This window comes from Reyranella sp., assembly GCF_965228225.1.
Lineage (GTDB): Bacteria > Pseudomonadota > Alphaproteobacteria > Reyranellales > Reyranellaceae > Reyranella.
Genome location: NZ_OZ245801.1, coordinates 112,547 through 133,640 on the forward strand (window position 1 = coordinate 112,547; position 21,094 = coordinate 133,640).

The window sequence follows — 21,094 nt, forward strand, 5'->3', positions numbered from 1 at the left end:
CTCTCGAAACCGAACACGAAAAAAGGGAGCCTGTGGTCCAGGCTCCCTCTTTGCGATTGCTATCTGCCGCGCGTGACGCGCGAAAGACTACTTGAGGGCGGCCTGGGCCTGATCGACCAAAGCCTTGAACGCTGCCGGCTCACGGGTCGCGAGATCGGCCATGACCTTGCGGTCCATCTCGATCCCGGCCTTGATGATGCCGTTCATGAACTGGGAGTAGGTCATGCCATGCTCGCGGGTCGCCGCGTTGATGCGCTGGATCCAGAGGCCCCGGAACGCGCGCTTCTTGTTGCGGCGGTCGCGATAGGCATACTGGAGGCCCTTCTCGACCTTCTCGATGGCGACGCGGAACGCCGCATTGGAGCGGCCGCGATAGCCCTTGGCGAGCTTCAGGACCTTCTTGTGACGGGCGTGTGCAACCACGCCCCGCTTTACGCGTGCCATGGTCTACCTCGCGTACGGGAAGAAGTTGCGCTTCAGGATCCGGGTGTCCGGATCGGACATGATCGCCATGCCGGTCGCCTGACGGAGGAAGCGGTTGCCGCGCTTGCTCATGCCGTGGCGCTTGCCCACGACTCCATGCTTCGCTTTACCGGAGGCCGTGAAGCGAAAACGCTTTTTGGCTCCGCTCTTGGTCTTCATCTTGGGCATTTTTGTTCCTTTTCAAAGGGTTAGCGCTTGCGCGCCGGTCCCGACCCCCTGTGAACAGACGGCCGGAAGGTCCTTACAAAGCAGCCGAGGCAATGCCCTTATTGGCCAAGCCACTCGAAGGAACGCGGCTTATACAGAGGCGGCCCGATACGTGCAAGCATGCCGGGACCGGGCCGAAAGGCCCTTTCACGGGGATTTTCGCATGAAACTGGCAGGCAAGGTGGCACTGGTGACGGGCGCCCAGCAGGGCATCGGGGCGGCGATCGCGCGGGCGCTGGCGGGCGAGGGCGCCGACGTGGCCGTGAGCTGGCTCGACGACCGGGCGGGCGCCGAGGCGGTGGCGCGCGACATCGCCCAGCTCGGCCGCCGGGCCCATCTCCTGAAGACCGACGTCTCCCAGGTGGCCGAGATCGAGGCAATGGTCGCCGAAACGGTCGAGGTGCTCGGACCGCCCGACATCCTGGTGAACAATGCCGGCGTCTATCCGCGCGTGCCGTTGCTCGAGATGCAGGAGAGCGACTGGGACTATCTCATGGACATCAACCTGAAGGCGGGCTGCTTCGCCGCCATCGCCGTCGCCAGGGCCCTGATCGCCGCCGGCCGGACGGGTGGGGCGATCATCAATCTCTCCTCGCAGGCGATCCGCGGCGCCGCGCGCGGCGTCCATTACAGCGCGAGCAAGGGCGGCGTGGTCTCGATGACGCGGGCGATGGCCCTCGAACTGGCCCCGCACGGCATCCGGGTCAACGCGATCGCGCCCGGCACGACGGACACGGCCCAGCCGCGCTACGGCAACACCGATGCCGAGCTCGTCGAGATGGCGCGCGCCAACATCCCGCTGGGCGGCAAGCTGCTCACGCCGGAGCAGATCGCCCGTACCGCCGTCTTCCTCGCCTCCGACGACTCCGACGCCACGACGGGCCAGGTGCTGCACGTCAACGGCGGCTCCTACATGCCCTGACAGGGCGGCTGCTTCTTTCCCGTCTCGATGGAGGTCGCGAAGCAGGCGCGATCGCGAGTGGATCGCGCTTGGGCTGAGGAAAGGTCACGTAGAGACCGCAACGACGAGAGGTTTGAAGCGTTATCCGACGGGCGAGGATTGCCATCTCCCGCCGTCCGTCCTCAGGAAACCCGGTCCGATGAAAATTGCAGCGTTTGCTCTTCTGGCGTTTCTGGCCGCGATGCCGGCACGAGCCCAGTTGCCGGCGCCCCCCGTCTCCGCTCCTCGGCTGGACGCGGCGCCGGCGCCGCCAGCGAACGCACAGGCTGCCGCCACGCCACTGACGGCGCTCTCCAGCTCCGAGAAGGTACGGCAGAATCCCGGCGTCCAGTACCTGCTGATGAAGACCGTGGTCGCGAAGTCGATCGGGATCCAGAAGACGCGCGCCCTGCCGGTGGAGGCGGGCGGCTACAATCTGCTGAAATATTGCTGGAGTCCGGAGAACGTGTTGGGCGCGTGGGGCGAGAGCTCGGGCCTCACCGGCGAAATGGCGGTGCGGGCGCTCGAGACCCTCTCCTGGTCGCGCGACCTCGCACGGGCCGGCTATCCGGAAGCGCCGGTGGCCGAGGTCATCGGACGTTACGAGGCGGATCTGATCGCCGCCGGCTTCACGGAAGCCGCGCGAACGCGGGCGCTCGAAGCTCTGAGGATGGAACTGGAAAGCCTCCAGCGGCGCGCGCCGGGCGCATCCGAGATCGTCGCCCGTCTGCGCTGCAACCAGCAGCCCGCCTCGTTCGGCTTGAATGTCGCGACCTCGCCGGAGGGAGCTCGCGCGCGGTTCATGCCTTACGTGCTGCACCAGTTCTGTCTCGCGCAACAGATCGATCCCGCCGATGCGGTGCGCTGCGATTACTGGCAGTCGGCGAAGGCGGAGGGGCCCATGTCGTTCGCCGGCGAAACCGCTTACGCGGTGACCTGGCCCGACAATGTCGTGACGACCGGGCGCTTCAATCCGGATGAGTATCGCGCCACCGGGACGGTGACATTGCGCCAGCGGCCCCCGAAGAACTGAGGGCCGCTGTCGGCGCTACCGGCCTGGCGTCACTTGGGCGCCAGAACCATGATCATCTGCCGGCCTTCCATGCGCGGCATCGACTCGATCTTGGTGTGCTCGTCCATCTCGCCGCGCACGCGGTTCAGCACCTCCATGCCGAGGTTGGAATGCACCATCTCGCGGCCGCGGAAACGCAGGGTGACCTTCACCTTGTCGCCTTCCTCGATGAACCGCTTCATGGCGCGCATCTTCACTTCGTAGTCATGTTCATCGATGTTCGGGCGCATCTTGATCTCTTTGACCTCGATGACCTTCTGGTGCTTGCGCGCCTCGTGGGCCTTCTTCTGGGCCTCGTACTTGTACTTGCCGTAGTCGGAAATCTTGGCGACCGGCGGTACGGCGTTGGGCGAAATCTCGATCAGGTCGAGGCTGGCCTCTTCGGCCATCTCGATGGCTTCGCGCGTGCTCAGCACGCCGACCATCTCGCCGTTCTCGTCGATGAGACGGACTTGCGCGGCTCGGATTTCGGCATTGACGCGCGGACCCTCGCGGGTGGGCGCAGTCTGTTGGGCAGGTCGTGCTATGGCTCACTTCTCCTGTGCTGAAGCCCCGGCTTCGGGGCGGGTCTGGAAACCTGGCCGCCCTAGAAGGGCGGCCGGGCCTCGGTTGAAAGTGTAGTGACGGCGGCCCCGAGTTCAAGGACCTCCTGCTTTTCCGAGCCCAGCCGGCGGATCGCCACCGTGCGGGCTTCCATGTCGCGTCGGCCGACCGCGAGGATCAGCGGGACATGGGCCAGCGAATGCTCGCGGACCTTGTAGTTGATCTTCTCGTTGCGCAGGTCGGTGTCGACCCGCATGCCGGCGGCCCGCAGCGCTGCCGCGACCTCCTCGGCATAGCCATCGGCGTCGTTCACGATCGTGACCACCACCGCTTGTGTCGGCGCCAGCCAGAGCGGGAAACGGCCGGCATAGTTCTCGATCAGGATTCCGATGATGCGCTCGAAGCTGCCGAAGATGGCGCGGTGCAGCATGACCGGCCGCTTGCGCGATCCGTCCTCGGCCACATAGGCCGCGTCCAGCCGCTCGGGCAGCACGAAATCGACCTGCAGCGTGCCGCACTGCCAGTCGCGGCCGATCGCGTCGCGCAGCACGAATTCCAGCTTGGGACCGTAGAAGGCGCCTTCGCCGGGATTGAGGACGAGGTCGAGCCCGGCCGCCTTGGACGCCGCCTTGAGGGCGCCCTCGGCCTGGTCCCACACCGCATCCGAGCCGGCGCGCACCGGCGGACGATCCGAGAACTTCACGAAATAGTCCGGGAAGCCCAGGTCCTTGTAGATCGAGCCCAGCAGCTCGCAGAAGCGGATCGTCTCGCTCTCGATCTGCTCCTCGCTGCAGAAGATGTGGGCATCGTCCTGCGTGAAGTTGCGCACGCGCATGATGCCGTGCAGCGCGCCCGACGGCTCGAAGCGATGGCACGAGCCAAACTCGGCCATGCGCAGCGGCAGCTCGCGATAGCTGCGAAGGCCCTGGTTGAAGATCTGCACGTGGCAGGGGCAGTTCATCGGCTTCAGCGCGAAGATGCGCTTGTCGTCGTCGGCCAAGAACTCGCGCAGGCCTTCCTCGTTCTCGCTGAGATACATGTTCTCGCGGAACTTCTCCCAGTGGCCCGAGGCTTCCCACAGCTTGCGATCGACGAGCTGCGGCGTCTTCACTTCCTGGTAGCCGCCGGCATCCAGCTTGCGCCGTATGTAGCTCTCCAGCGTGCGCCAGAACGTCCAGCCCTTGGGGTGCCAGAACACCATGCCCGCGGCTTCTTCCTGCTGGTGGAAGAGGCCCATCTCGCGGCCGAGGCGGCGATGGTCGCGCTTCTCGGCCTCCTCGATGCGGTGCAGATAGGCCTTCAGGTCCTTATCGGAAAAGAAGACCGTGCCGTAGACGCGCTGGAGCTGGGCGTTGTTCTTGTCGCCGCGCCAGTAGGCGCCCGACACCTTCGTGAGCTTGAAGGCCTTGCCGAGCTTGCCCGTCGAGGGCAGGTGCGGCCCCAGGCACATGTCGAGCCAGTCGCCCTGCTTGTAGACCGAGATCTCCTCGTCCTTCGGCAGTTCGTCGGCCCACTCGGCTTTGAACTTCTCGCCGTGCTGGACGAAGTAGTCCTTGATCTGCGCACGATCCCACACCGAGCGCTCGATCGGCAGGTCGCGGTCGACGATCTCGCCCATGCGCTGCTCGATCTTCGCGAAGTCGTCGGGCGAGAAGGGCTGGTCGCGGACGAAGTCGTAATAGAAGCCGTCCTCCGTCGAGGGGCCGAACGTGATCTGCGTGCCGGGAAAGAGCTCCTGCACCGCCTGGGCCAGCACGTGCGCCGCATCGTGGCGCAGCAGTTCCAGCGCATCGGGGTCGCGCGACGTCACGATGCCGATCCTGGCGTCTCGGTCGACCACGTGGGCCAAGTCGACCATCTTGCCGTCGACGCGCAGCGCGAGCGCCGCCTTGGCAAGACCCGGACCGATCGAGGCCGCGATCTCGGCGCCGCTGACCGGCTTGTCGAAGGACCGGACCGAACCGTCCGGGAGAGAAATATTGATCATTGAAGTCACCAGCTAACGAAATTCCAAACGCAATCCATCCGCCGACTCAACAGGGTCGGCAGCGGCAGGCCGGGAAGCCGCACGAGTGCGCGCGCCCGGCCGATTCAAGTTCGGACGGTGGTGATAACGGCAGGAGCGGTGAAAAACCGACGTTCCATGAGCCCGGAGATAGTTGCCGGGCCCCCGCGAGTCAAGGTCAGCCGCCGGCCAGACGATGATAGAGGGCCAGCAGCTGCTGGTTGGACTGCGCGAGGCTGTAGGTACTGCGCACATGCTCCTGCGCCGTGCGCGCGAGTTCCGCGCGTCGCTCGATCGAAAGCGACAGAGCGGCCTGCAGGGCCTCGGCGAGGGAAGCGGGATCGCCTGCCGGGGCCAGCCAGCCCGTCACGCCATCGGGCCGGATGGTTTCGGCAGCCCCGCCGCCATCCTCGGCGACGACGGGCCGTCCCATCGCCTGGGCTTCGACCAGGGCGCGGCTGAAGCCTTGCCGTGCGCCACCGGTCGAGACCACGACGTCGGCCAGCATGTAGGCGGCCGGCATGTCGTCGACATAGGGGCCGATCTGGACGCGGCCGTTGAGCTGCGCCGCCTCGATCGTGCGTTCGAGCTCCTTCTCGAAGGGAGTCGTGGCGCCGGTCGAGCCCAGCAGGAGACAGAACACGTCCTCCCGTCCCAGCAGCCGGATCGCCTCGACCAGGATCTTCTGGCCATTATCCTCGCCGAAGCGGCCGGGGCACAGAACGAGATGGCTGCCGTCGGGCACGCGCAGCTCGCCGGCCAGGCGGATCAGGCGGTCGGCGCGCACGATCGCCGGATCGAACCGGTCGAAGTTGATGCCGGGGGTGATGATCTCCAGACGGTCCTGGAGGGCCGGGAAACGTTCCAGCGCATCCCGCGCGACATGCTGCGACACCGCGATCACCGCATCGGCGCGCGACTGGCGGCCCTCGACGAACCGCCTCGCGAGATCGGAGGCGAGGAACGGCCGATGCAGGGTCGCGATCCACCTGACGCCCAGCCGTCGCGCCAGTGCGCGCGCGACCCAGCCGGAAGCGGGCGAGCGTGCCTGGATGACGTCGACCTTCGCGTCGCGCAGGCTCGACACGAGCTTGCCGGGCAGGGTCAACCGTCCCCACAGCGGGTGCGGCGAAGCCGGGAGTTCGATGTGAGTGGCGCGCAGCCTCAGCAGGTCGGGAACCAGGCTGCCGCCGGGCGACGCCACGATCGCCGAGCCGCCGGCCGCGATGACGGCCTGCGCGGCCTCCAGCGTGGCGCGCGCCACGCCGCCACCGGCCAGGGTCGGAACGATCTGAAGCAGGGTTGGCGCGGACACGGGCGTTGCTTTTGGCTAGAGGATTGGAGGGCGGCAGCAGGTAACACGGGAGGAACAGCGTGGGTAGGGTCGACCGGCTTCAGCGCGACGACGGACACACCATCGCCTACGCGGTGACCGAAGGACGGGCGCCGACCGTCGTCTTCCTCGGCGGCTTCCGGTCCGACATGACCGGCACCAAGGCGGTGGCGCTCGAAGCCTGGGCCGAGAAGACCGGCCACGCCTTCCTGCGCTTCGACTATTTCGGCCATGGCCAGTCGTCCGGCCGCTTCGAGGACGGCACGATCGGCCGCTGGCTGGACGATTCGCTCGCGGCGATCGACCGGCTCACGACGGGCAGGCTCGTGCTGGTCGGGTCGAGCATGGGCGGATGGCTGTCGTTGCTGGCGGCCCGCGCGCGTCCCGAACGGCTGGCCGGTCTCGTGCTGATCGCCGCCGCGCCCGACTTCACCGAACGCATGCTGCTGAAGGGCCTCTCGCCTGCGGACCGCGCGACCCTGGAGCGCGACGGCCGGCTCGAACGTCCGTCGCAATATTCGCCGGAACCGTCGGTCTTCACCTGGAAGCTGATCGAGGAGGGGCGCCATCACCTGCTGCTCGACAAGCCGCTGGCGCTGCCCTGTCCGGTGCTGCTGCTGCATGGCCAGAGCGATCCCGACGTGCCGTGGGAATATTCGCTGCAGATCGCGAAGCATCTCGAGGCCCCGGAGGTCGTCACTACCTTCATCAAGGGCGGCGACCACCGTCTCAGCACCCAAGCCGACATCGCCCGCCTGATCGCGACGGTCGAGGAGCTGGTGGGGTAGGGCATTCGAGATGCTCGCTGTCGTCCTGAACGAAGTGAAGGACCTGATGGAGCGATCAAAAGACTCCGGAGCTGGCGTGAGATCCTTCGCTGCGCTTCAGGGCGGGGGTTAACCCGCCCGCGATGACAAAGGTGGATTAACCACCGGTCATTGCGATGGCCCGCAATCCTTCGCGATAGGTCGGATGGCGCAGCCTGACGCCCAACTCGTTCTTGAGCTTGTCGTTCCTGACGCGACGGCTCTCCGAATAGAAGGAGCGCGCCATCGCCGACATCGTGGGCGCCGCTTCTTCCCAGGGGACGACCGGCGGCACCGGCCTTCCCAGCAGCTCGCAGGCATAGGCGATGACGTCGGCATTCGAGGCTGGCAGGTCGTCGGCCACGTTCCAGATCTCCGTCCCGGTCTCGCGCGCCGCGGCCTTCATCGCGCTCGCGGCGAGGTCCTCGACGTGGATGCGCGAGAAGACCTGGCCCGGCTTGTCGATGCGCTGCGCCGTGCCGGCTCTCACACGCTCGAGGGTGCTGCGGCCGGGACCGTAGATGCCCGGCAGGCGCAGGATGTGGAGAGACGCGCCCGTCCCGGCGGCAAGCGCGCGCCAACTCTGTTCGGCGGCGAGCCGCTGCTGGCTGCGCGGCTGGGTGGGAAGGGGCGTCGTCGTCTCGTCGACCCAGCCGCCCTCGTGGTCGCCATAGACGCCGGTGGTCGAGAGGTAGCCCAGCCAGCGCGCCTGGCCGAGCAGTTCGCGGCAGGTGCGCAGCGCCGGATCGCCCTCGGAACCGGGCGCGATCGTGCACACGACATGGCTGGGCTCACCGAAGGCCTCGGACGACAGCGCCGCCGTGCCGTCGAACCGATGGGCCTCGATCCCGGCTCCGCGCAGCCTGCGTGCCTTCTCCTCGGTCGTGCAAGTCCCGGCCACCGTCCAGCCTTCGGCCCTTGCAAGCTTGGCGATTTCAAGGCCGCTGAAGCCCAGACCGAAAATGAAAAGTCGTCTTGTCATCTTGTCAGGAACCTCGCGGCACGGTTCTTTTCAACCATGTTGTTTCGCCTCAAGCCGCTATGGCTGCCGCTTCTCGTCCTTGCGGCGTCGCCGGCGCTCGCCCAGCCCATTCCCGTGATCCCCGCCAAACCCCTGCCCGGACCGCCGGCGCTGGAAGTGCGGCCCGATCACGTCCAGCGCTACAACGACTGCATGCGGCTTGCCCGCATGGAACCGCTGCGCGCGCTGCCGGCGGCCGAAAAATGGATCGCCGAGGGCGGTGGCCTGGGCGCTCGCCACTGCGTCGCCCTCGCCATGTTCCAGTCGGGCAAATATGCCCAGGCCGCTGCGCAGTTCGAGGCCATTGCCCGCGACATGGGCCAGGACCGGCCGGGGCTGCGGGCCGAACTCTATGCCCAGGCGGGGCAGGCCTGGATGGAAGCCGGCGCGGCCGACAGGGCCGCCGCGGCGCAGAGCCGCGCCCTCGAACTCAAGGCCGACGATCCCGACCTCTGGATCGATCGCGGCCTGTCCTATGCCGCGATGCAGTCGTGGCCGCGCGCCATCTCCGACTTCGACCGGGCCCTCCGCCTGCGCCAGGACGATATCGACGCGCTGGTCCTGCGCGCCGCGGCCTGGCGCAATGCCCGGGACCCCGGGCGCGCCCTGATCGACCTCAACCGTGCCCTGGCGATCGCGCCCGATCACACCGAGGCGCTGCTCGAACGCGGCTTCACCCATCTCGCCCGCGGGTCGCGCGATGCCGCCAACGCCGACTTCACCCGCGTGCTGCGACTGGTGCCGGCGGGCACCCCGGCCGCGCGCCGCGCCGAAGCCGGGCTCGCCAATGCCGGCGCTCCTGCGCCCGCCGCCCCGACGACCCCGCCGCCCGGCGGGAAGCGATAGCCTCGTTCAAGCCCCTCAGGTAAAACTCATGCAAATGAACAAAGCCCTCTCGTCGATCGCCCTTTTCGCTGCCCTGGTCGTTGCCGCGCCGGCCTTCGCCCAGCCGGCCGCCGCCCCGCAGCCGCCCGCGTCCTATTACCCGGCGCCGCCCCCGGAGCGGGCGCCGGTCACCGAACGCGGGGCATCACCTGCCGATCTCTCTTCGCCGCTGCCGCCCGCACCCCCGAAGGTCGAGCGTACGGTCATCGATTCCGACGCCGAGGCGCAGCTCTTCGCCGAGGCGCGCCGGATCACGTGGGGCCGCCATTCAAAGATCAAGGGCGCCAAGCCCGGCGAAGTGACGGTGACGCGCCAGGGCAATCTCTGGACCGTGAAGGGGCGCCTCGACAGTGTCGCGCCCGGCACCGAGGGCGACTGGGTTTCCATCGACGGTGTCGTCGAGCGTATCGCGGCGGGCGTCGTTCAGGTTCGCGGCGAGGTCGCCTTCCGCGTGGCTTCGGTAGAGAAGGGCACGCCCTGCAAGGTGGCAGGCCTGCTCACCTTCCGCCGCTCGGGCAAGTCGCAGGTCTGGCGCCTGGCCGAGGGCGACAATCCGTGCGACGGCAAGCGCGAGGGCTTCGATCTCGTGATGGACAAGCAGGGCGAAAAGAAGCCCGTCCCGCCGCAGCCGAAGCGCAGCTGATCTTCTAGCGCTCCGCCCTGATCGTCGCGATGGCCATGCGGGCCAGCGCGTCGGCGCGTTCGTTCTCGGGGTGGCCGCTATGGCCCTTCACCCAATGCCACTCGACCTGATGGGCGGCACGAGCCGCGTCGAGGCGCTGCCATAGCTCGACGTTCTTCACCGGCTTCTTGTCGGACGTCCGCCAGCCGTTCTTCTTCCAGCCGTGGATCCACTTGGTGACGCCGTCCTTCACATAGGTGCTGTCGGTGAAGAGGCGGACGTGGCAGGGCCGCTTCAGCGCCTCGAGCCCCTGGATCGCCGCCATCAGCTCCATGCGGTTGTTGGTCGTGGCGCGGTCGCCACCGGACAGTTCGCGTTCCTTCTCGCCCATGCGCAGGATGGTGCCCCAGCCACCCGGACCGGGGTTTCCGCTGCAGGCGCCGTCGGTGAAGATCTCGACCTTTGCGGGTTCGTTCACAATCCGTAATCCGAAAGAGAGGTGACGCCGCGATGGAAGCGCAGCTTGGCGAGATATTCCTGCGGGTCCTTGCGCTTCACCAGCGCGTTGGGCGGCGTGTGCACCCAGTCGTAGAGCCGGGTCAGCAGGAACCGCAGCGCCGCGCCGCGCGCGAGCAGGGGCAGCGCCCGCTTCTCGTCGTCACCCAGTTTGCGCACGCGCTCGTAGCCCTGCAGCAGGGCGCGCGCCTTGGTGGCGTTGAAGGAATTGTCGATCTCGAAGCACCAGGCGTTGAGGCAGATCGCGACGTCGTAGGCCAGCAGGTCGTTGCAGGCGAAGTAGAAGTCGATCAGGCCCGAGAGCTTGTCCTGCAGGAAGAAGACATTGTCGTTGAACAGGTCGGCATGGATCACCCCGGCCGGCAGGTCGCGCGGCCAGTTGGCCTCGAAGAACTCGATCTCGGCGCCCAGCTCGCGGTCGAGCGGCGCATCGATCTCGCGGCGGCAGCCTTCCCAGAGGGGGCGCCAGCCCGCCACCGAGAGCGCGTTCGGCCGCCTGAGCGAAAAGTCCTGGCCAGCGAGATGCAGGCCAGCCAGCGCCTCGCCCACAGGTGCGCAATGGCCGACCGTCGTGCGCCTCGGCCACATGCCGTGCAGGAAGCTGGTGATCGCCGCCGGCTTGCCGGCCAGCGACCGCAGGGCGTTGCCGTCGCGGCCATGGATCGGCTGCGGGCAGGTGATGCCGCGTGCCGCGAGATGATCCATCAGGCCGAGAAAGAAGGGGAGATCCCGGGGATCGACGCGCTTCTCGTAGAGCGTGACGATGTACTGGCCCTTCGTCGTGGTCAGCAGGTAGTTCGAATTCTCGACGCCCTCGGCGATTCCCTTGAAGGATTCGGCGCGGCCGATGTCGTATTCGGCGAGAAAGGCTTCGAGCTCGGTGTCGCCGACTTCCGTGTAGACCGCCACGTCAGGCCACCAGCGCGCGCGGCAGCTTGAACACGACGCTTTCCTCGGTCGTGCGCACTTCCTCGACGGTGACGTCGTAGCGCGCGCGGCAGGCCTCGATCAGCTCGTCGACCAGCAGCTCGGGCGCCGAGGCGCCGGCCGTGATGCCGAGCCGGCGGGCCTCGCCCAGCCACGCCCAGTCCATGTCGGCGGCGCGCTGGACCAGGCGCGACTTCGCGCAGCCGTAGTTGGCGGCGACCTCGACCAGGCGCATCGAGTTCGACGAGTTGGGCGCACCGATCACCACCAGCGCGTCGCAGCGTCCGGCGATCGCCTTGACCGCCGCCTGGCGGTTGGTGGTCGCGTAGCAGATGTCTTCCATCTTCGGTCCCTGGATCGCCGGGAAGCGGCGGCGCAGCACCGCGACGATCCCGGTCGTGTCGTCGACCGACAGGGTCGTCTGCGTGGCGTAGGCCAGGTTCTGCGGGTCGGGCACCTCGACCGTCTCGGCCTGGGCGGCATCCTCGACCAGGATCACGGCGCCGTCGGGAAGCTGGCCCATCGTGCCGATCACCTCGGGATGGCCGGCATGGCCGATCAGCACCACGGTGCGTCCCGACTCGCTGTGACGCTCGGCTTCGCGATGGACCTTGGAGACCAGCGGGCAGGTCGCATCGACATACAGCAGGTTGCGCCGGCCCGCCTCGGCCGGCACGGATTTCGGCACGCCGTGCGCGGAAAAGACGACGGGACGGTCGTCGGGCACCTCGTCGAGCTCGTCGACGAAGATCGCGCCCTGCGCCTCCAGGTTCTCGACCACGAAGCGATTGTGCACGATCTCGTGCCGCACATAGACCGGCCGGCCATAGCGCTTCAGCGCCTGCTCGACGATCTGGATGGCGCGGTCGACACCGGCGCAGAAGCCGCGCGGACTGGCGAGCAGGATCGTGAGCGGCTTCTTCTGGGTGACCATGAAAATTCGTTCGATACTATGCCGACCCGTTCGCTTGCGGGCCTGCGGACCATTGCCTAGAGTCCGCGCGGTACGGATTGGCGCGGCACCGTAACAAAGCCGCCGCAACGGGGAAAGCAACATGACCGAGCCGGTTGTCGCGGCCAGGGCGCCTTCGAAGGTCGCTCTCGAGGCGGGCAAGGACTACTGGTGGTGCGCCTGTGGCTTGAGCAAGGCCCAGCCGTTCTGCGACGGCAGTCACAAGGGCTCGAGCCTCGTCCCCATGAAGTACTCGGTCGAGAAAGCCGGCGACTACTGGCTCTGCGACTGCAAGCACAGTTCCAAGAAACCGCTTTGTGACGGCTCACACAAGACTCTGGCATGACCCTCAGTATGATGACTCTCCGGGCAGCGCCTGTCGCGCTGGCGCTTGTTCTTTCCGCCTGCGGCGGCGGCTCCAATGAATCGGCGGATGCCTACTGTCCGGCGCCGTTCACGGTCCAGGATGCGGGCCGGCTGACTCATTTCAGGGACGGGCCGGGCCGCGATCCGCGCGACGTCGAGTACGAGGCGGTTCTGACCGGCGCCGGCACGAAGTGCTCGCTGCGGCGCAATCAGATGGACGTTACGCTGATCATGCGCGTCGCGGTCACGGCCGGACCCTCGGCCATCGCCGGCCAGACGCGCGTGCCATACTTCGTTCGTGTGATCGGCGCCTCGGGCCAGGTCGTCCAGGGCCAGGATTTCACCGCCGACTTTAAACTGTCGAACGCCAGCCCGCGCGGCCAGTCGCAGGAGGAGCTCAACCTCACCCTGCCGTTCAGCCAGATTTCGGAACTGGGCAACTATCGCATTGCCGTCGGCCTCAAGCCGTCGCAGGAAGAACTCGAGTACAACAGGCGGATGGGCCAGCGCTGATGAGCGCCTATGCCGACAGGCTGGACGCGTTGGTCGCCGAGGCGGCCGATCGCTGTACGGGCTGCGGCAAGTGCTTCGAGGCCTGTCCCACGGCGCGCGAAAGCGGGCTCGATGCCGGCGAGGCCGTGCAGAGGGTGGGCGAGCTGCTGTCGCTCACCCGCGAGGGCGGGGCCGCGGCGCCGTTGCTCGACCAGTGGCTCGGCGCCTGTGACGGCAGCGCCCAGTGCAGCGCCGCCTGTCCCGAAGACATCAACGTCCGCCAATGGGTGACCATCGCCAAGATGAAGTCGCTGCAGGCGGTGCGGCCGGTGCAGGAAGGCGCGGCCAATGCCGCCGGCCGGTTCCGCCACATGGCGCAGGCCGTGCGGCTGCTCGCCAGCATGCAGCTGCCGTCCGAAACGCTGAAGAAGATCCTGGCGCCGGCCGAGCGGCGCACCGCCGACGTGCTGTTCTATACCGGCTGCAACGTGCTGCGCACGCCGCACATCGTGCTGAACGTCATGGACATCCTCGACGCGCTGGAACTCGATTTCGACGTGGTCGGCGGCACCGCTCATTGCTGCGGCGTCTACCAGTTCCAGGAAGCCGATCTGCCGACCTACGAACGCATGGGGCACCGCACCTTCCAGCGCTTCGGCCAGTCGGGTGCGTCCAAGGTGCTGACCTGGTGCCCGACCTGCACCAAGAACTTCGACGAGCTGGAGAAGGACGTCGAGGAACCGGCGTTCGGCATGGGCCATGTGAGCGAGTTCCTTGCCGCCAACCTCGATTCGCTGAAGGCGCGCTTCCAGACGGACCAGCCGAAGCGCCGCGTCGTGATCCACGAGCATCAGGGCATCGGCGCGACGGTGGAGAGCATCCGCGCCTTGCTGCGCGCCGTGCCCAACCTCGAGCTGGTCGAGCTGCCGCAGGATTCGGGCTTCTCCTATGCCTGCGGCGGACAGGCCGCGAAGTTCAAGGCGCGCGAACAGGCGATCCATCGCGACCTGGTCATGGGCGCGGTCGACGCGGGCGCCGACACGATCGTCACCATGTATCATTCCTGCCATCGCGCCCTCTCCGGCGCCGAGGCGATCTATCCCTCGCTGAAGGTCGTGAACTTCACCGACGTGCTGGCCGAGGCGCTGGGCCGCGGCGGCCATCTCGACTACTACCAGCTCTACAAGCAGGGCGGCGCGATGGACGAGGCCGTGAAGGCCGCGCGCGGCTTCCTGGAAAACAACGGCGTGCGCATCGACGAGAACGCCGTGAAGTCATTGACCGCCGACATCTTCAACGAGACCGGTGTGGGTGGGCCTCGCGAGGCGTTTGCCGAAGCCTTCGGCGCACTGGCCCGCGAAGGCTGACGGATTACAGGGCTGTCGTCCTGAGCGCAGCGAAGGACCTGATGGAACGATCAGCGGACTCCGCAGCCGGCGCGAGATCCTTCGCTTCGCTCAGGATGACAAGATTGAGTGAGCAACCGCAGTGACCGACGTCTGGCTCTTCTCCTACGGCACGCTGCAGCAGGAAGACGTGCAGATCGCGACCTTCGGTCGGCGGCTCGAAGGTCGTGCCGATGCCCTGCCGGGCTATACCACGTCGCTGCTCGAGATCCGGGACGCAGAGGTCGTGAGGACCAGCGGCAAGACGCATCACCTGATCGCGCTGCCGTCCGGGCGGGCCGAAGACGAGGTGCCGGGCGTCGTGCTGCGGATCACCGCGGCCGAGCTTGCCGCTGCCGACACTTACGAGGTGTCGGACTACAGGCGCGTCGCCGTGTGCCTGAAGTCCGGCCTCGAAGCCTTCGTCTACGTCGCCGCCTGACACCGCCGACCAAGAGTCTTTCCGACGTGAATCGAACCGGCAGAGTTCGGCGTCGATCGCTTCCTCATTCAAATGGGGAAGTGCCCCGTCATACGGGGCGATGGGGTCATGACCGTCGTCACCCGCGCATGCCGACCCCTCTGTCGTCGTGAGACGACGACATCTCTCCATTTGAATGGGGAGAAGGGCGATTCTGCTCGGGCGGAAGGACTCTAGCGGTCGGGGACGGCGAGAACCGCCCACGCGGCATCGGCGAAGAAGGCCACGTGATCGGAGAGGGGGCCTTCGAAGCGGCCGTAGACCTTGTAGGTCGCGGGCTGCATCACGGTGCCGATGGCGGAGGCGGCCGCGAGGTCGGGGTCTCGCGTTGGGATCTCGCCGGCCGTCATCGCGCTCACGATGACCTCGCGCAGGACATCGACCGGGTTGGGCGTGCCGTCGGGGACCAGCGCCAGGAACAGGTGCTGGGTGAGCAGGTGGTAGGCGAACAGGGACCAGTCCCTGTCGGCCCATTCGCAGTAGCAGCGGACGATCGCCTCGATCTTGTCCCGCAGGCCCGTGGCGGGGCGCTGTGCCTCGGCCAACGCCTCGGCCAGCGCGCGGTGATGGCCGAGGAAGATGTCGAGGGCGAGCTGCTCCTTGCTCGGGAAGTAGCGGTAGATCGTGCCTTCGGCGATCGACGCCGCCATGGCGATCTCGCGGGTCGTGGTCTCCGCGACCCCACGTGCCACGAACAGGGTGAGGGCCGCGCGCTCTACGCGGGCTTTTGTCTCTTCGGCTTTGCCCATGTGCCGCATCCTATGAGGGAGCGCTCACTCGGAAAAGAGGGGTTCTCGCTTTCTGCCGAGAGCCAGCGCCAGTCGATTTCACAAGCGGGCCGCGCAGCCCAGGGCGCTGCATCGGTGTGAAGCTCGGAGAATTCGCCGAACGAACTACGGATGAACATGCCAGCCTCCAAAAATGAGTAACTGCTCACATTAATAAGTGAGCAATCACTCAATTACAAGTGCCGATTTGTTTTTCCCGCAATTTCGCGGTCCTGCGCGGCTTTGTGCGTGGACGCCGAACGGGGCCCTGCCTATGGTCCGTCCACCCAGACGATCCCTGTGGGAGAGCCCATCCGCGAGGATGGCGCCGAAGGAGCAACCGGCCCCGGAAACTCTCAGGCAAACGGACCGCAGGAGGATGGGTCTCTGGAAAGTGGCGCGCGCCCCATTCGGCGCACGCCCACCGACGAAGTAAGCCGGCCCTCCCAGGGAGGACTCCCGGCGAATCTTTCAGGTCTCCGGACAGAGGGGGTCGCGAACGGCGCAGTCCTTGCGTCGTGAAAGCGCGACTCCGGTCGCGTTCAACGCGACTTCGACGGAGACTCTTTTGACCGAACCCACCGCCGGCCCCCTGAAGCGCACGCCGCTTTACGATCTTCATCGCGAGCTGGGCGCGCGCCTGGTGCCGTTCGCCGGCTACGAGATGCCGGTCCAGTATCCGACCGGCATCCTGGTCGAGCACACTCATACCCGCACCGCCTGCGGCCTGTTCGACGTCTCGCACATGGGCCAGGTGCGTCTCACCGCGAAGCCCGGCCACAGTGCCGCGAAGGCGATGGAGACGCTGGTGCCGGGCGACATCGCCGGCCTGCAGCCGGGCCAGCAGCGCTATACCCAGTTCACCAACGACGCCGGCGGCATCCTCGACGATCTGATGGTGACCAACGCGGGCGATCACCTGCTGGTGGTCATCAATGCGGCCTGCAAGGACGCCGATCTCGCGCACATGCAGAAGCATCTCTCGGCGACCTGCGAGGTCGAGCCGATGTTTTCGCGCGGGCTTCTGGCCCTGCAGGGACCGCAGGCGTCGGCGGTGCTGTCGCGGCTGGTGCCGCAGGTCGCCACCATGAAGTTCATGACCGGCGCCTATGTCGAGATCGACGGCGCGCGCTGCTACGTCACGCGCTCGGGCTACACCGGCGGCGACGGCTACGAGATCTCGACCCCGGCCGAGCAGACCGACGCCATCGCGCGCACGCTCCTCAGCCATCCCGAGGTCAAGCCGATCGGACTCGGCGCCCGCGATTCGCTCAGGCTCGAGGGCGGGCTCTGCCTCTACGGCCACGACATCGACACGACCACCACGCCGGTCGAAGCGGTGCTGCTGTGGAGCGTCGGCAAGGAGCGGCGCGTGCAGGGCGGGTTTCCCGGCGCGGCCGTCGTCCAGAAGCAGATCGCCGAGGGCTCGACGCGCAAGCGGGTCGGCCTGCTGCCCGAAGGCAAGGCAATCGCGCGCGAGGGCGCGGAGATCGTGATCGACGGCAAGACCGTCGGCATCGTCACGTCGGGCGGCTTCTCGCCCACGCTGGGGCGCGCCATCGCCATGGGCTACGTCGAGCGCAGCCAGTCAGCCAACGGAACCAAGGTCGATCTGATGGTGCGCGGCAAGCCCGTGCCGGCCGAGATCGTGCCCATGCCTTTCGTCAAACACGCCTACTACCGCGGATAGGAGATCAAGATGGCCGAGACCAAGTACACCGAAGAGCATGAGTGGATCCGCGTCGAGGGCGATGTCGGCACCATCGGCATCACGCAGTACGCCCAGGAGCAGCTCGGCGACGTCGTGTTCGTCGACGTGCCCGCCGCCGGCCGCACGGTCGCGAAGGGTGAAGCCTGCGCCGTCGTCGAATCGGTGAAGGCCGCTTCCGACATCTACGCGCCGGCCTCCGGCGAGGTGGTCGAGAGCAATGCCGCGCTGGCCGACACGCCGGGCGACGTGAATGCCGAGCCGACGGGCAAGGGCTGGTTCTTCAAGCTGAAGCTCGCCGACAAGGGCGAACTCGACGGCCTGATGGACGAGGCCGCCTACGAAGCCTTCGTGAAGAGCCTCGGCTAGCCAACCTAACCTCATCCTGAGGAGTGCCCGCAGGGCACGTCTCGAAGGATGGGCCAGGAACAAGGTGCTCGTTCCCATCCTTCGAGACGCATCGCTGCGCGATGCTCCTCAGGATGAGGACATTACTGAAGGAGCAAGAGCCTGATGCGTTATCTCCCTCTCACCGAGGCCGACCGCCGCGAGATGCTGAGCGTGATCGGCGCCAAGTCGGTCGACGAGCTGTTCCGCGACGTGCCGGCGTCGGCGCGGCTGGCGGCCAAGGTCGGCGGCCTGCCCGATCACCAGGGCGAACTCGAGGTCGAGCGCGCCTTCCAAGGGTTTGCCGCCAAGAACCTGTCGCCCGCCGCGGCCCCGTTCTTCATCGGCGCCGGGGCCTATCGCCATCACGTGCCGGCGACGGTCGACTACATGATCCAGCGCGGCGAGTTCCTGACCTCGTACACGCCGTATCAGCCCGAGATCACGCAGGGCACGCTGCAGTATCTCTTCGAATTCCAGACGCAGGTCACGCTGCTCACCGGCATGGAAGTCGCCAACGCCTCGATGTACGACGGCTCGACCGGCACGACCGAGGCGGTGCTGATGGCCAACCGGGTCACGCGCCGCCACAAGGCGCTGATCTCGGGCGGGCTGCATCCGCAGTATCGCAGCATCATCGAGACCACGGCCAAGTGGGAAGGCTTCACCGCGAACTTCTCGAAGACGGACGCCGAGGGCCTCGAGGACCTGATCGCCTCGGTCGATCGCGACACGTCCTGCGTGGTCGTGCAGAACCCCAGCTTCTTCGGCCATGTCCGCGACTTCGCCAAGCTCGCGGAAGCCTGCCACGCCGCCGGCGCGCTGCTGATCGTCGTGGTGACGGAAGTCGTTTCGCTGGGGCTGCTGATGCCGCCGGGCGAGATGGGCGCCGACATCGTGGTCTGCGAAGGCCAGTCGATCGGCAATGGGCTGGGCTTCGGCGGTCCCTATGTCGGCCTGTTCGCGACCCGCGACAAGTACATGCGCCAGATGCCGGGTCGTCTCGTCGGCGAGACCGTCGATGCCGACGGCAAGCGCGGCTTCGTGCTCACGCTGTCCACGCGCGAGCAGCATATCCGCCGCGAGAAGGCGACGTCCAATATCTGCACCAACGCCGGCCTCTGCGCGCTGGCGTTCACGGTGCATCTCACTTTGCTGGGCGAGGCGGGCTTTACGCGGCTGGCCGAGCTCAATCACGCCAAGGCCTCGCAGCTCGCCGACAGGATCGCCGCGCTGCCTGGCGTGACGGTGCTGAACGACAGCTTCTTCAACGAGTTCACCGTGAAGCTGCCGAAGCCCGCGGCCGAAGTGGTCGAAGCCTTGGCGGCCAAGCGCATCCTGGGTGGTCTGCCGGTGTCGCGCCTGATTCCCAACGATCCCTCGGTCGAAAATCTGCTGCTGCTGGCGGCGACCGAGACGGCGACCGACGCGGGCATGGACCCGCTGATCGCCGGCCTGAAGGAGGTGCTGTGATGGTACAGTCGCTCGACCGCAGCCAGGGACGCGCTGGCAGTGTCACTGCCGGTTCCGTCAACACCCACGGCACCTATACCGGTAACCGCGCGCTTCAGATCGAGGAGCCGCTGATCTTCGAGATGGGCCAGGCCGGACGCTGCGGCGTCGACCTGCCCGAGCCTCCCAAGGTCAAGGAACGTCTGAACGGCCTGCGTCGCAAGGGCGAGATCGGCCTGCCCGGCCTCTCCGAGCCGCAGGTGGTTCAGCACTTCACGCGGCTCAGCCAGAAGAACTACGCCATCGACATGGGCGTCTACCCGCTGGGCTCGTGCACCATGAAGCACAATCCCCGCATCAACGAGAAGGTCGCGCGCCTGGCCGGCATCGGCGATCTCCATCCGCTGCAGCCGGTCTCGACCGTGCAGGGCGCGCTGGAGCTGATCGACGGGCTGGCGCACTGGCTGAAGACCCTCACCGGCATGCCGGCCGTGGCGATGTCGCCGGCCGCCGGCGCGCATGGCGAGATGTGCGGCATGATGGCGATCGCCGCGGCCCTCGAGGCCAAGGGCGAGCGCGCGCAACGCAGGACCGTGCTGGCGCCGGAGTCGGCGCACGGCACCAACCCCGCGACGGCGGCGGCTCTGGGCTTCGTCGTGAAGCCGATCCCCGCCAACGACCGCGGTCGCGTCGACCTCGCTGCGCTCAAGGCGGCGCTCGGTCCCGACGTGGCGGCGATCATGCTGACCAACCCCAACACCTGCGGCCTGTTCGAGAGCGAGATCGTCGAGATCTCCAAGGCCGTGCACGAGGCCGGCGCCTACTTCTACTGCGACGGCGCCAACTTCAACGCGATCGTCGGCCGCGTGCGGCCGGGCGATCTCGGCATCGACTGCATGCACATCAATCTGCACAAGACCTTCTCGACGCCGCATGGCGGCGGCGGTCCGGGCGCAGGCCCCGTTGTGCTGTCGGCGGCGCTGGCGCCTTACGCGCCCTATCCGTGGATCGTGAAGGACGGCGACACCTGGCGCGTCGCCGAGGACGGCGCGAAAGTGGACGGCCTGCCGCTCGGCCGCCTCAAGGCGTTCCACGGCCAGATGGGCATGTTCACGCGCGCGCTGGCCTACATCATGAGCCATGGCGCCGACGGTCTCCGGCAGGTCGCCGAGGACGCGGTGCTCAACGCCAACTACGTGATGGCGGCCCTCAAGGACGTGATGAGCCCGGCCTTCGAAGGACCGTGCATGCACGAGGCGCTGTTCGACGACAGCTTCCTCAAGGACACCGGCGTGAGCACGCTCGACTTCGCCAAGGCGATGATCGACGAGGGCTATCACCCGATGACCATGTACTTCCCGCTGGTGGTGCATGGCGCGATGCTGATCGAGCCGACCGAGAGCGTGGCCAAGGAAGACCTCGACCAGTTCATCGGCGCGCTGCGCTCGCTCACCGCGAAAGCCAGGACGGGCACCGCGGCCGAGGACTTCAAGGCGGCACCGCTCTACGCACCGCGCCGCCGCCTCGACGAGACGCTGGCCGCCCGCAAGCCGGTCCTGCGCTGGAAGCCGTCGAACAACCCGCCGGGCAACGATCCGCTGAAGCAAGCGGCGGAGTAAGTGCGGCGTACCTCCCCTGCGGGGGAGGTGAAGACTTTGCTAGTCTAGAGCGTTTCCGGACGAGATAGAATCGAGCCGAGCATCTCAACACTGACCTCACCCTGAGGAGCGAACGCAGTGAGCGT

The 21,094-nt window shown here is 67.3% G+C and carries 23 protein-coding genes and 2 riboswitches; of the genes, 13 read left to right on the plus strand and 10 right to left on the minus strand.

Features of this window, described 5'->3' with window-relative positions; genetic code table 11:
• Window positions 1–87: 87 nt before the first annotated feature.
• On the minus strand, window positions 88–444 hold the full coding sequence (gene rplT, locus ACO07K_RS00490) for a 50S ribosomal protein L20 (RefSeq protein WP_422010413.1): 357 nt from the start codon (window positions 442–444) through the stop codon (window positions 88–90).
• A 3-nt stretch (window positions 445–447) separates the two neighbouring features.
• The gene (gene rpmI, locus ACO07K_RS00495; RefSeq protein ID WP_298317193.1) at window positions 448–651 is read right to left on the minus strand and encodes a 50S ribosomal protein L35; all 204 of its coding nucleotides are present in this window, start codon (window positions 649–651) and stop codon (window positions 448–450) included.
• Window positions 652–853: 202 nt separating this feature from the next.
• On the opposite strand from rpmI, the gene ACO07K_RS00500 reads away from it, so the two are divergent.
• Window positions 854–1,612, plus strand: coding sequence for an SDR family NAD(P)-dependent oxidoreductase (locus ACO07K_RS00500; protein ID WP_422033974.1), 759 nt, complete (start codon window positions 854–856; stop codon window positions 1,610–1,612).
• A 112-nt stretch (window positions 1,613–1,724) separates the two neighbouring features.
• Entirely contained in the window at window positions 1,725–2,663 is a 939-nt protein-coding gene (locus ACO07K_RS00505; protein ID WP_422033975.1) for a hypothetical protein, read from the plus strand.
• Between the two features lie 29 nt (window positions 2,664–2,692).
• On the opposite strand, the gene infC is transcribed toward ACO07K_RS00505, so the two are convergent.
• From infC to ACO07K_RS00520, 3 genes are all read right to left on the minus strand, one after another.
• Complete coding sequence (gene infC, locus ACO07K_RS00510; protein ID WP_422036729.1) at window positions 2,693–3,229, minus strand: translation initiation factor IF-3; 537 nt, start codon at window positions 3,227–3,229, stop codon at window positions 2,693–2,695.
• A 59-nt stretch (window positions 3,230–3,288) separates the two neighbouring features.
• A complete protein-coding gene (thrS, locus tag ACO07K_RS00515) occupies window positions 3,289–5,232 on the minus strand; it encodes a threonine--tRNA ligase (RefSeq protein ID WP_422033976.1) in 1,944 nt (647 codons plus the stop codon).
• 196 nt (window positions 5,233–5,428) lie between these two features.
• Window positions 5,429–6,565 (minus strand): glycosyltransferase, encoded by a 1,137-nt coding sequence (locus tag ACO07K_RS00520; protein ID WP_422033977.1) that lies wholly within the window; start codon window positions 6,563–6,565, stop codon window positions 5,429–5,431.
• Between the two features lie 59 nt (window positions 6,566–6,624).
• Between ACO07K_RS00520 and ACO07K_RS00525 the strand changes: the two genes are divergently transcribed.
• Window positions 6,625–7,371: an alpha/beta fold hydrolase gene (locus ACO07K_RS00525; protein ID WP_422033978.1), complete on the plus strand. Its 747-nt coding sequence runs from the start codon at window positions 6,625–6,627 to the stop codon at window positions 7,369–7,371.
• Window positions 7,372–7,507: 136 nt separating this feature from the next.
• Here ACO07K_RS00525 and ACO07K_RS00530 read toward each other — a convergent pair whose 3' ends face one another.
• Window positions 7,508–8,371, minus strand: a complete 864-nt coding sequence (locus tag ACO07K_RS00530) for an SDR family oxidoreductase (protein WP_422033979.1) — start codon at window positions 8,369–8,371, stop codon at window positions 7,508–7,510.
• 36 nt (window positions 8,372–8,407) lie between these two features.
• On the opposite strand from ACO07K_RS00530, the gene ACO07K_RS00535 reads away from it, so the two are divergent.
• Both ACO07K_RS00535 and ACO07K_RS00540 read left to right on the plus strand, forming a co-directional pair.
• Window positions 8,408–9,256, plus strand: coding sequence for a hypothetical protein (locus tag ACO07K_RS00535; protein WP_422033980.1), 849 nt, complete (start codon window positions 8,408–8,410; stop codon window positions 9,254–9,256).
• Window positions 9,257–9,290: 34 nt separating this feature from the next.
• The gene (locus tag ACO07K_RS00540; protein WP_422033981.1) at window positions 9,291–9,938 is read left to right on the plus strand and encodes a hypothetical protein; all 648 of its coding nucleotides are present in this window, start codon (window positions 9,291–9,293) and stop codon (window positions 9,936–9,938) included.
• A gap of 4 nt (window positions 9,939–9,942) precedes the next feature.
• Here the strand turns inward: ACO07K_RS00540 and rnhA are convergent, their stop codons facing one another.
• The 3 genes from rnhA to ispH are packed head-to-tail and all read right to left on the minus strand — an operon-like array spanning window position 9,943 to window position 12,294.
• Complete coding sequence (gene rnhA / locus ACO07K_RS00545) at window positions 9,943–10,395, minus strand: ribonuclease HI (RefSeq protein ID WP_422033982.1); 453 nt, start codon at window positions 10,393–10,395, stop codon at window positions 9,943–9,945.
• Window positions 10,392–11,342 (minus strand): homoserine kinase, encoded by a 951-nt coding sequence (locus tag ACO07K_RS00550; RefSeq protein WP_422033983.1) that lies wholly within the window; start codon window positions 11,340–11,342, stop codon window positions 10,392–10,394. Before ACO07K_RS00550 ends, rnhA begins: the two co-directional genes overlap by 4 nt.
• A gap of 1 nt (window position 11,343) precedes the next feature.
• Window positions 11,344–12,294 (minus strand): 4-hydroxy-3-methylbut-2-enyl diphosphate reductase, encoded by a 951-nt coding sequence (gene ispH, locus ACO07K_RS00555; RefSeq protein ID WP_422033984.1) that lies wholly within the window; start codon window positions 12,292–12,294, stop codon window positions 11,344–11,346.
• A gap of 121 nt (window positions 12,295–12,415) precedes the next feature.
• Here ispH and ACO07K_RS00560 point away from each other — a divergent pair, with 121 nt between their 5' ends.
• From ACO07K_RS00560 to ACO07K_RS00575, 4 genes are all read left to right on the plus strand, one after another.
• The gene (locus ACO07K_RS00560) at window positions 12,416–12,658 is read left to right on the plus strand and encodes a CDGSH iron-sulfur domain-containing protein (RefSeq protein ID WP_422033985.1); all 243 of its coding nucleotides are present in this window, start codon (window positions 12,416–12,418) and stop codon (window positions 12,656–12,658) included.
• Window positions 12,655–13,191 (plus strand): hypothetical protein, encoded by a 537-nt coding sequence (locus ACO07K_RS00565; protein WP_422033986.1) that lies wholly within the window; start codon window positions 12,655–12,657, stop codon window positions 13,189–13,191. The genes ACO07K_RS00560 and ACO07K_RS00565 overlap by 4 nt, the downstream gene beginning before the upstream one ends.
• Complete coding sequence (locus ACO07K_RS00570) at window positions 13,191–14,537, plus strand: (Fe-S)-binding protein (RefSeq protein WP_422033987.1); 1,347 nt, start codon at window positions 13,191–13,193, stop codon at window positions 14,535–14,537. The genes ACO07K_RS00565 and ACO07K_RS00570 overlap by 1 nt, the downstream gene beginning before the upstream one ends.
• 121 nt (window positions 14,538–14,658) lie before the next feature.
• The gene (locus ACO07K_RS00575; RefSeq protein WP_422033988.1) at window positions 14,659–14,997 is read left to right on the plus strand and encodes a gamma-glutamylcyclotransferase family protein; all 339 of its coding nucleotides are present in this window, start codon (window positions 14,659–14,661) and stop codon (window positions 14,995–14,997) included.
• Window positions 14,998–15,209: 212 nt separating this feature from the next.
• Here ACO07K_RS00575 and ACO07K_RS00580 read toward each other — a convergent pair whose 3' ends face one another.
• Complete coding sequence (locus tag ACO07K_RS00580; RefSeq protein WP_422033989.1) at window positions 15,210–15,785, minus strand: TetR/AcrR family transcriptional regulator; 576 nt, start codon at window positions 15,783–15,785, stop codon at window positions 15,210–15,212.
• Window positions 15,786–16,094: 309 nt separating this feature from the next.
• Window positions 16,095–16,185: riboswitch (glycine riboswitch) on the plus strand.
• Window positions 16,186–16,188: 3 nt separating this feature from the next.
• Window positions 16,189–16,292: riboswitch (glycine riboswitch) on the plus strand.
• Between the two features lie 79 nt (window positions 16,293–16,371).
• Between ACO07K_RS00580 and gcvT the strand changes: the two genes are divergently transcribed.
• From gcvT to gcvPB, 4 genes are all read left to right on the plus strand, one after another.
• Entirely contained in the window at window positions 16,372–17,493 is a 1,122-nt protein-coding gene (gene gcvT / locus ACO07K_RS00585; protein WP_422033990.1) for a glycine cleavage system aminomethyltransferase GcvT, read from the plus strand.
• A gap of 9 nt (window positions 17,494–17,502) precedes the next feature.
• Window positions 17,503–17,880 (plus strand): glycine cleavage system protein GcvH, encoded by a 378-nt coding sequence (gcvH, locus tag ACO07K_RS00590; RefSeq protein WP_298317127.1) that lies wholly within the window; start codon window positions 17,503–17,505, stop codon window positions 17,878–17,880.
• Window positions 17,881–18,024: 144 nt separating this feature from the next.
• Entirely contained in the window at window positions 18,025–19,371 is a 1,347-nt protein-coding gene (gcvPA, locus tag ACO07K_RS00595) for an aminomethyl-transferring glycine dehydrogenase subunit GcvPA (RefSeq protein ID WP_422033991.1), read from the plus strand.
• Window positions 19,371–20,969, plus strand: coding sequence for an aminomethyl-transferring glycine dehydrogenase subunit GcvPB (gcvPB, locus tag ACO07K_RS00600; RefSeq protein WP_422033992.1), 1,599 nt, complete (start codon window positions 19,371–19,373; stop codon window positions 20,967–20,969). The genes gcvPA and gcvPB overlap by 1 nt, the downstream gene beginning before the upstream one ends.
• The last annotated feature ends 125 nt before the right edge of the window (window positions 20,970–21,094 follow it).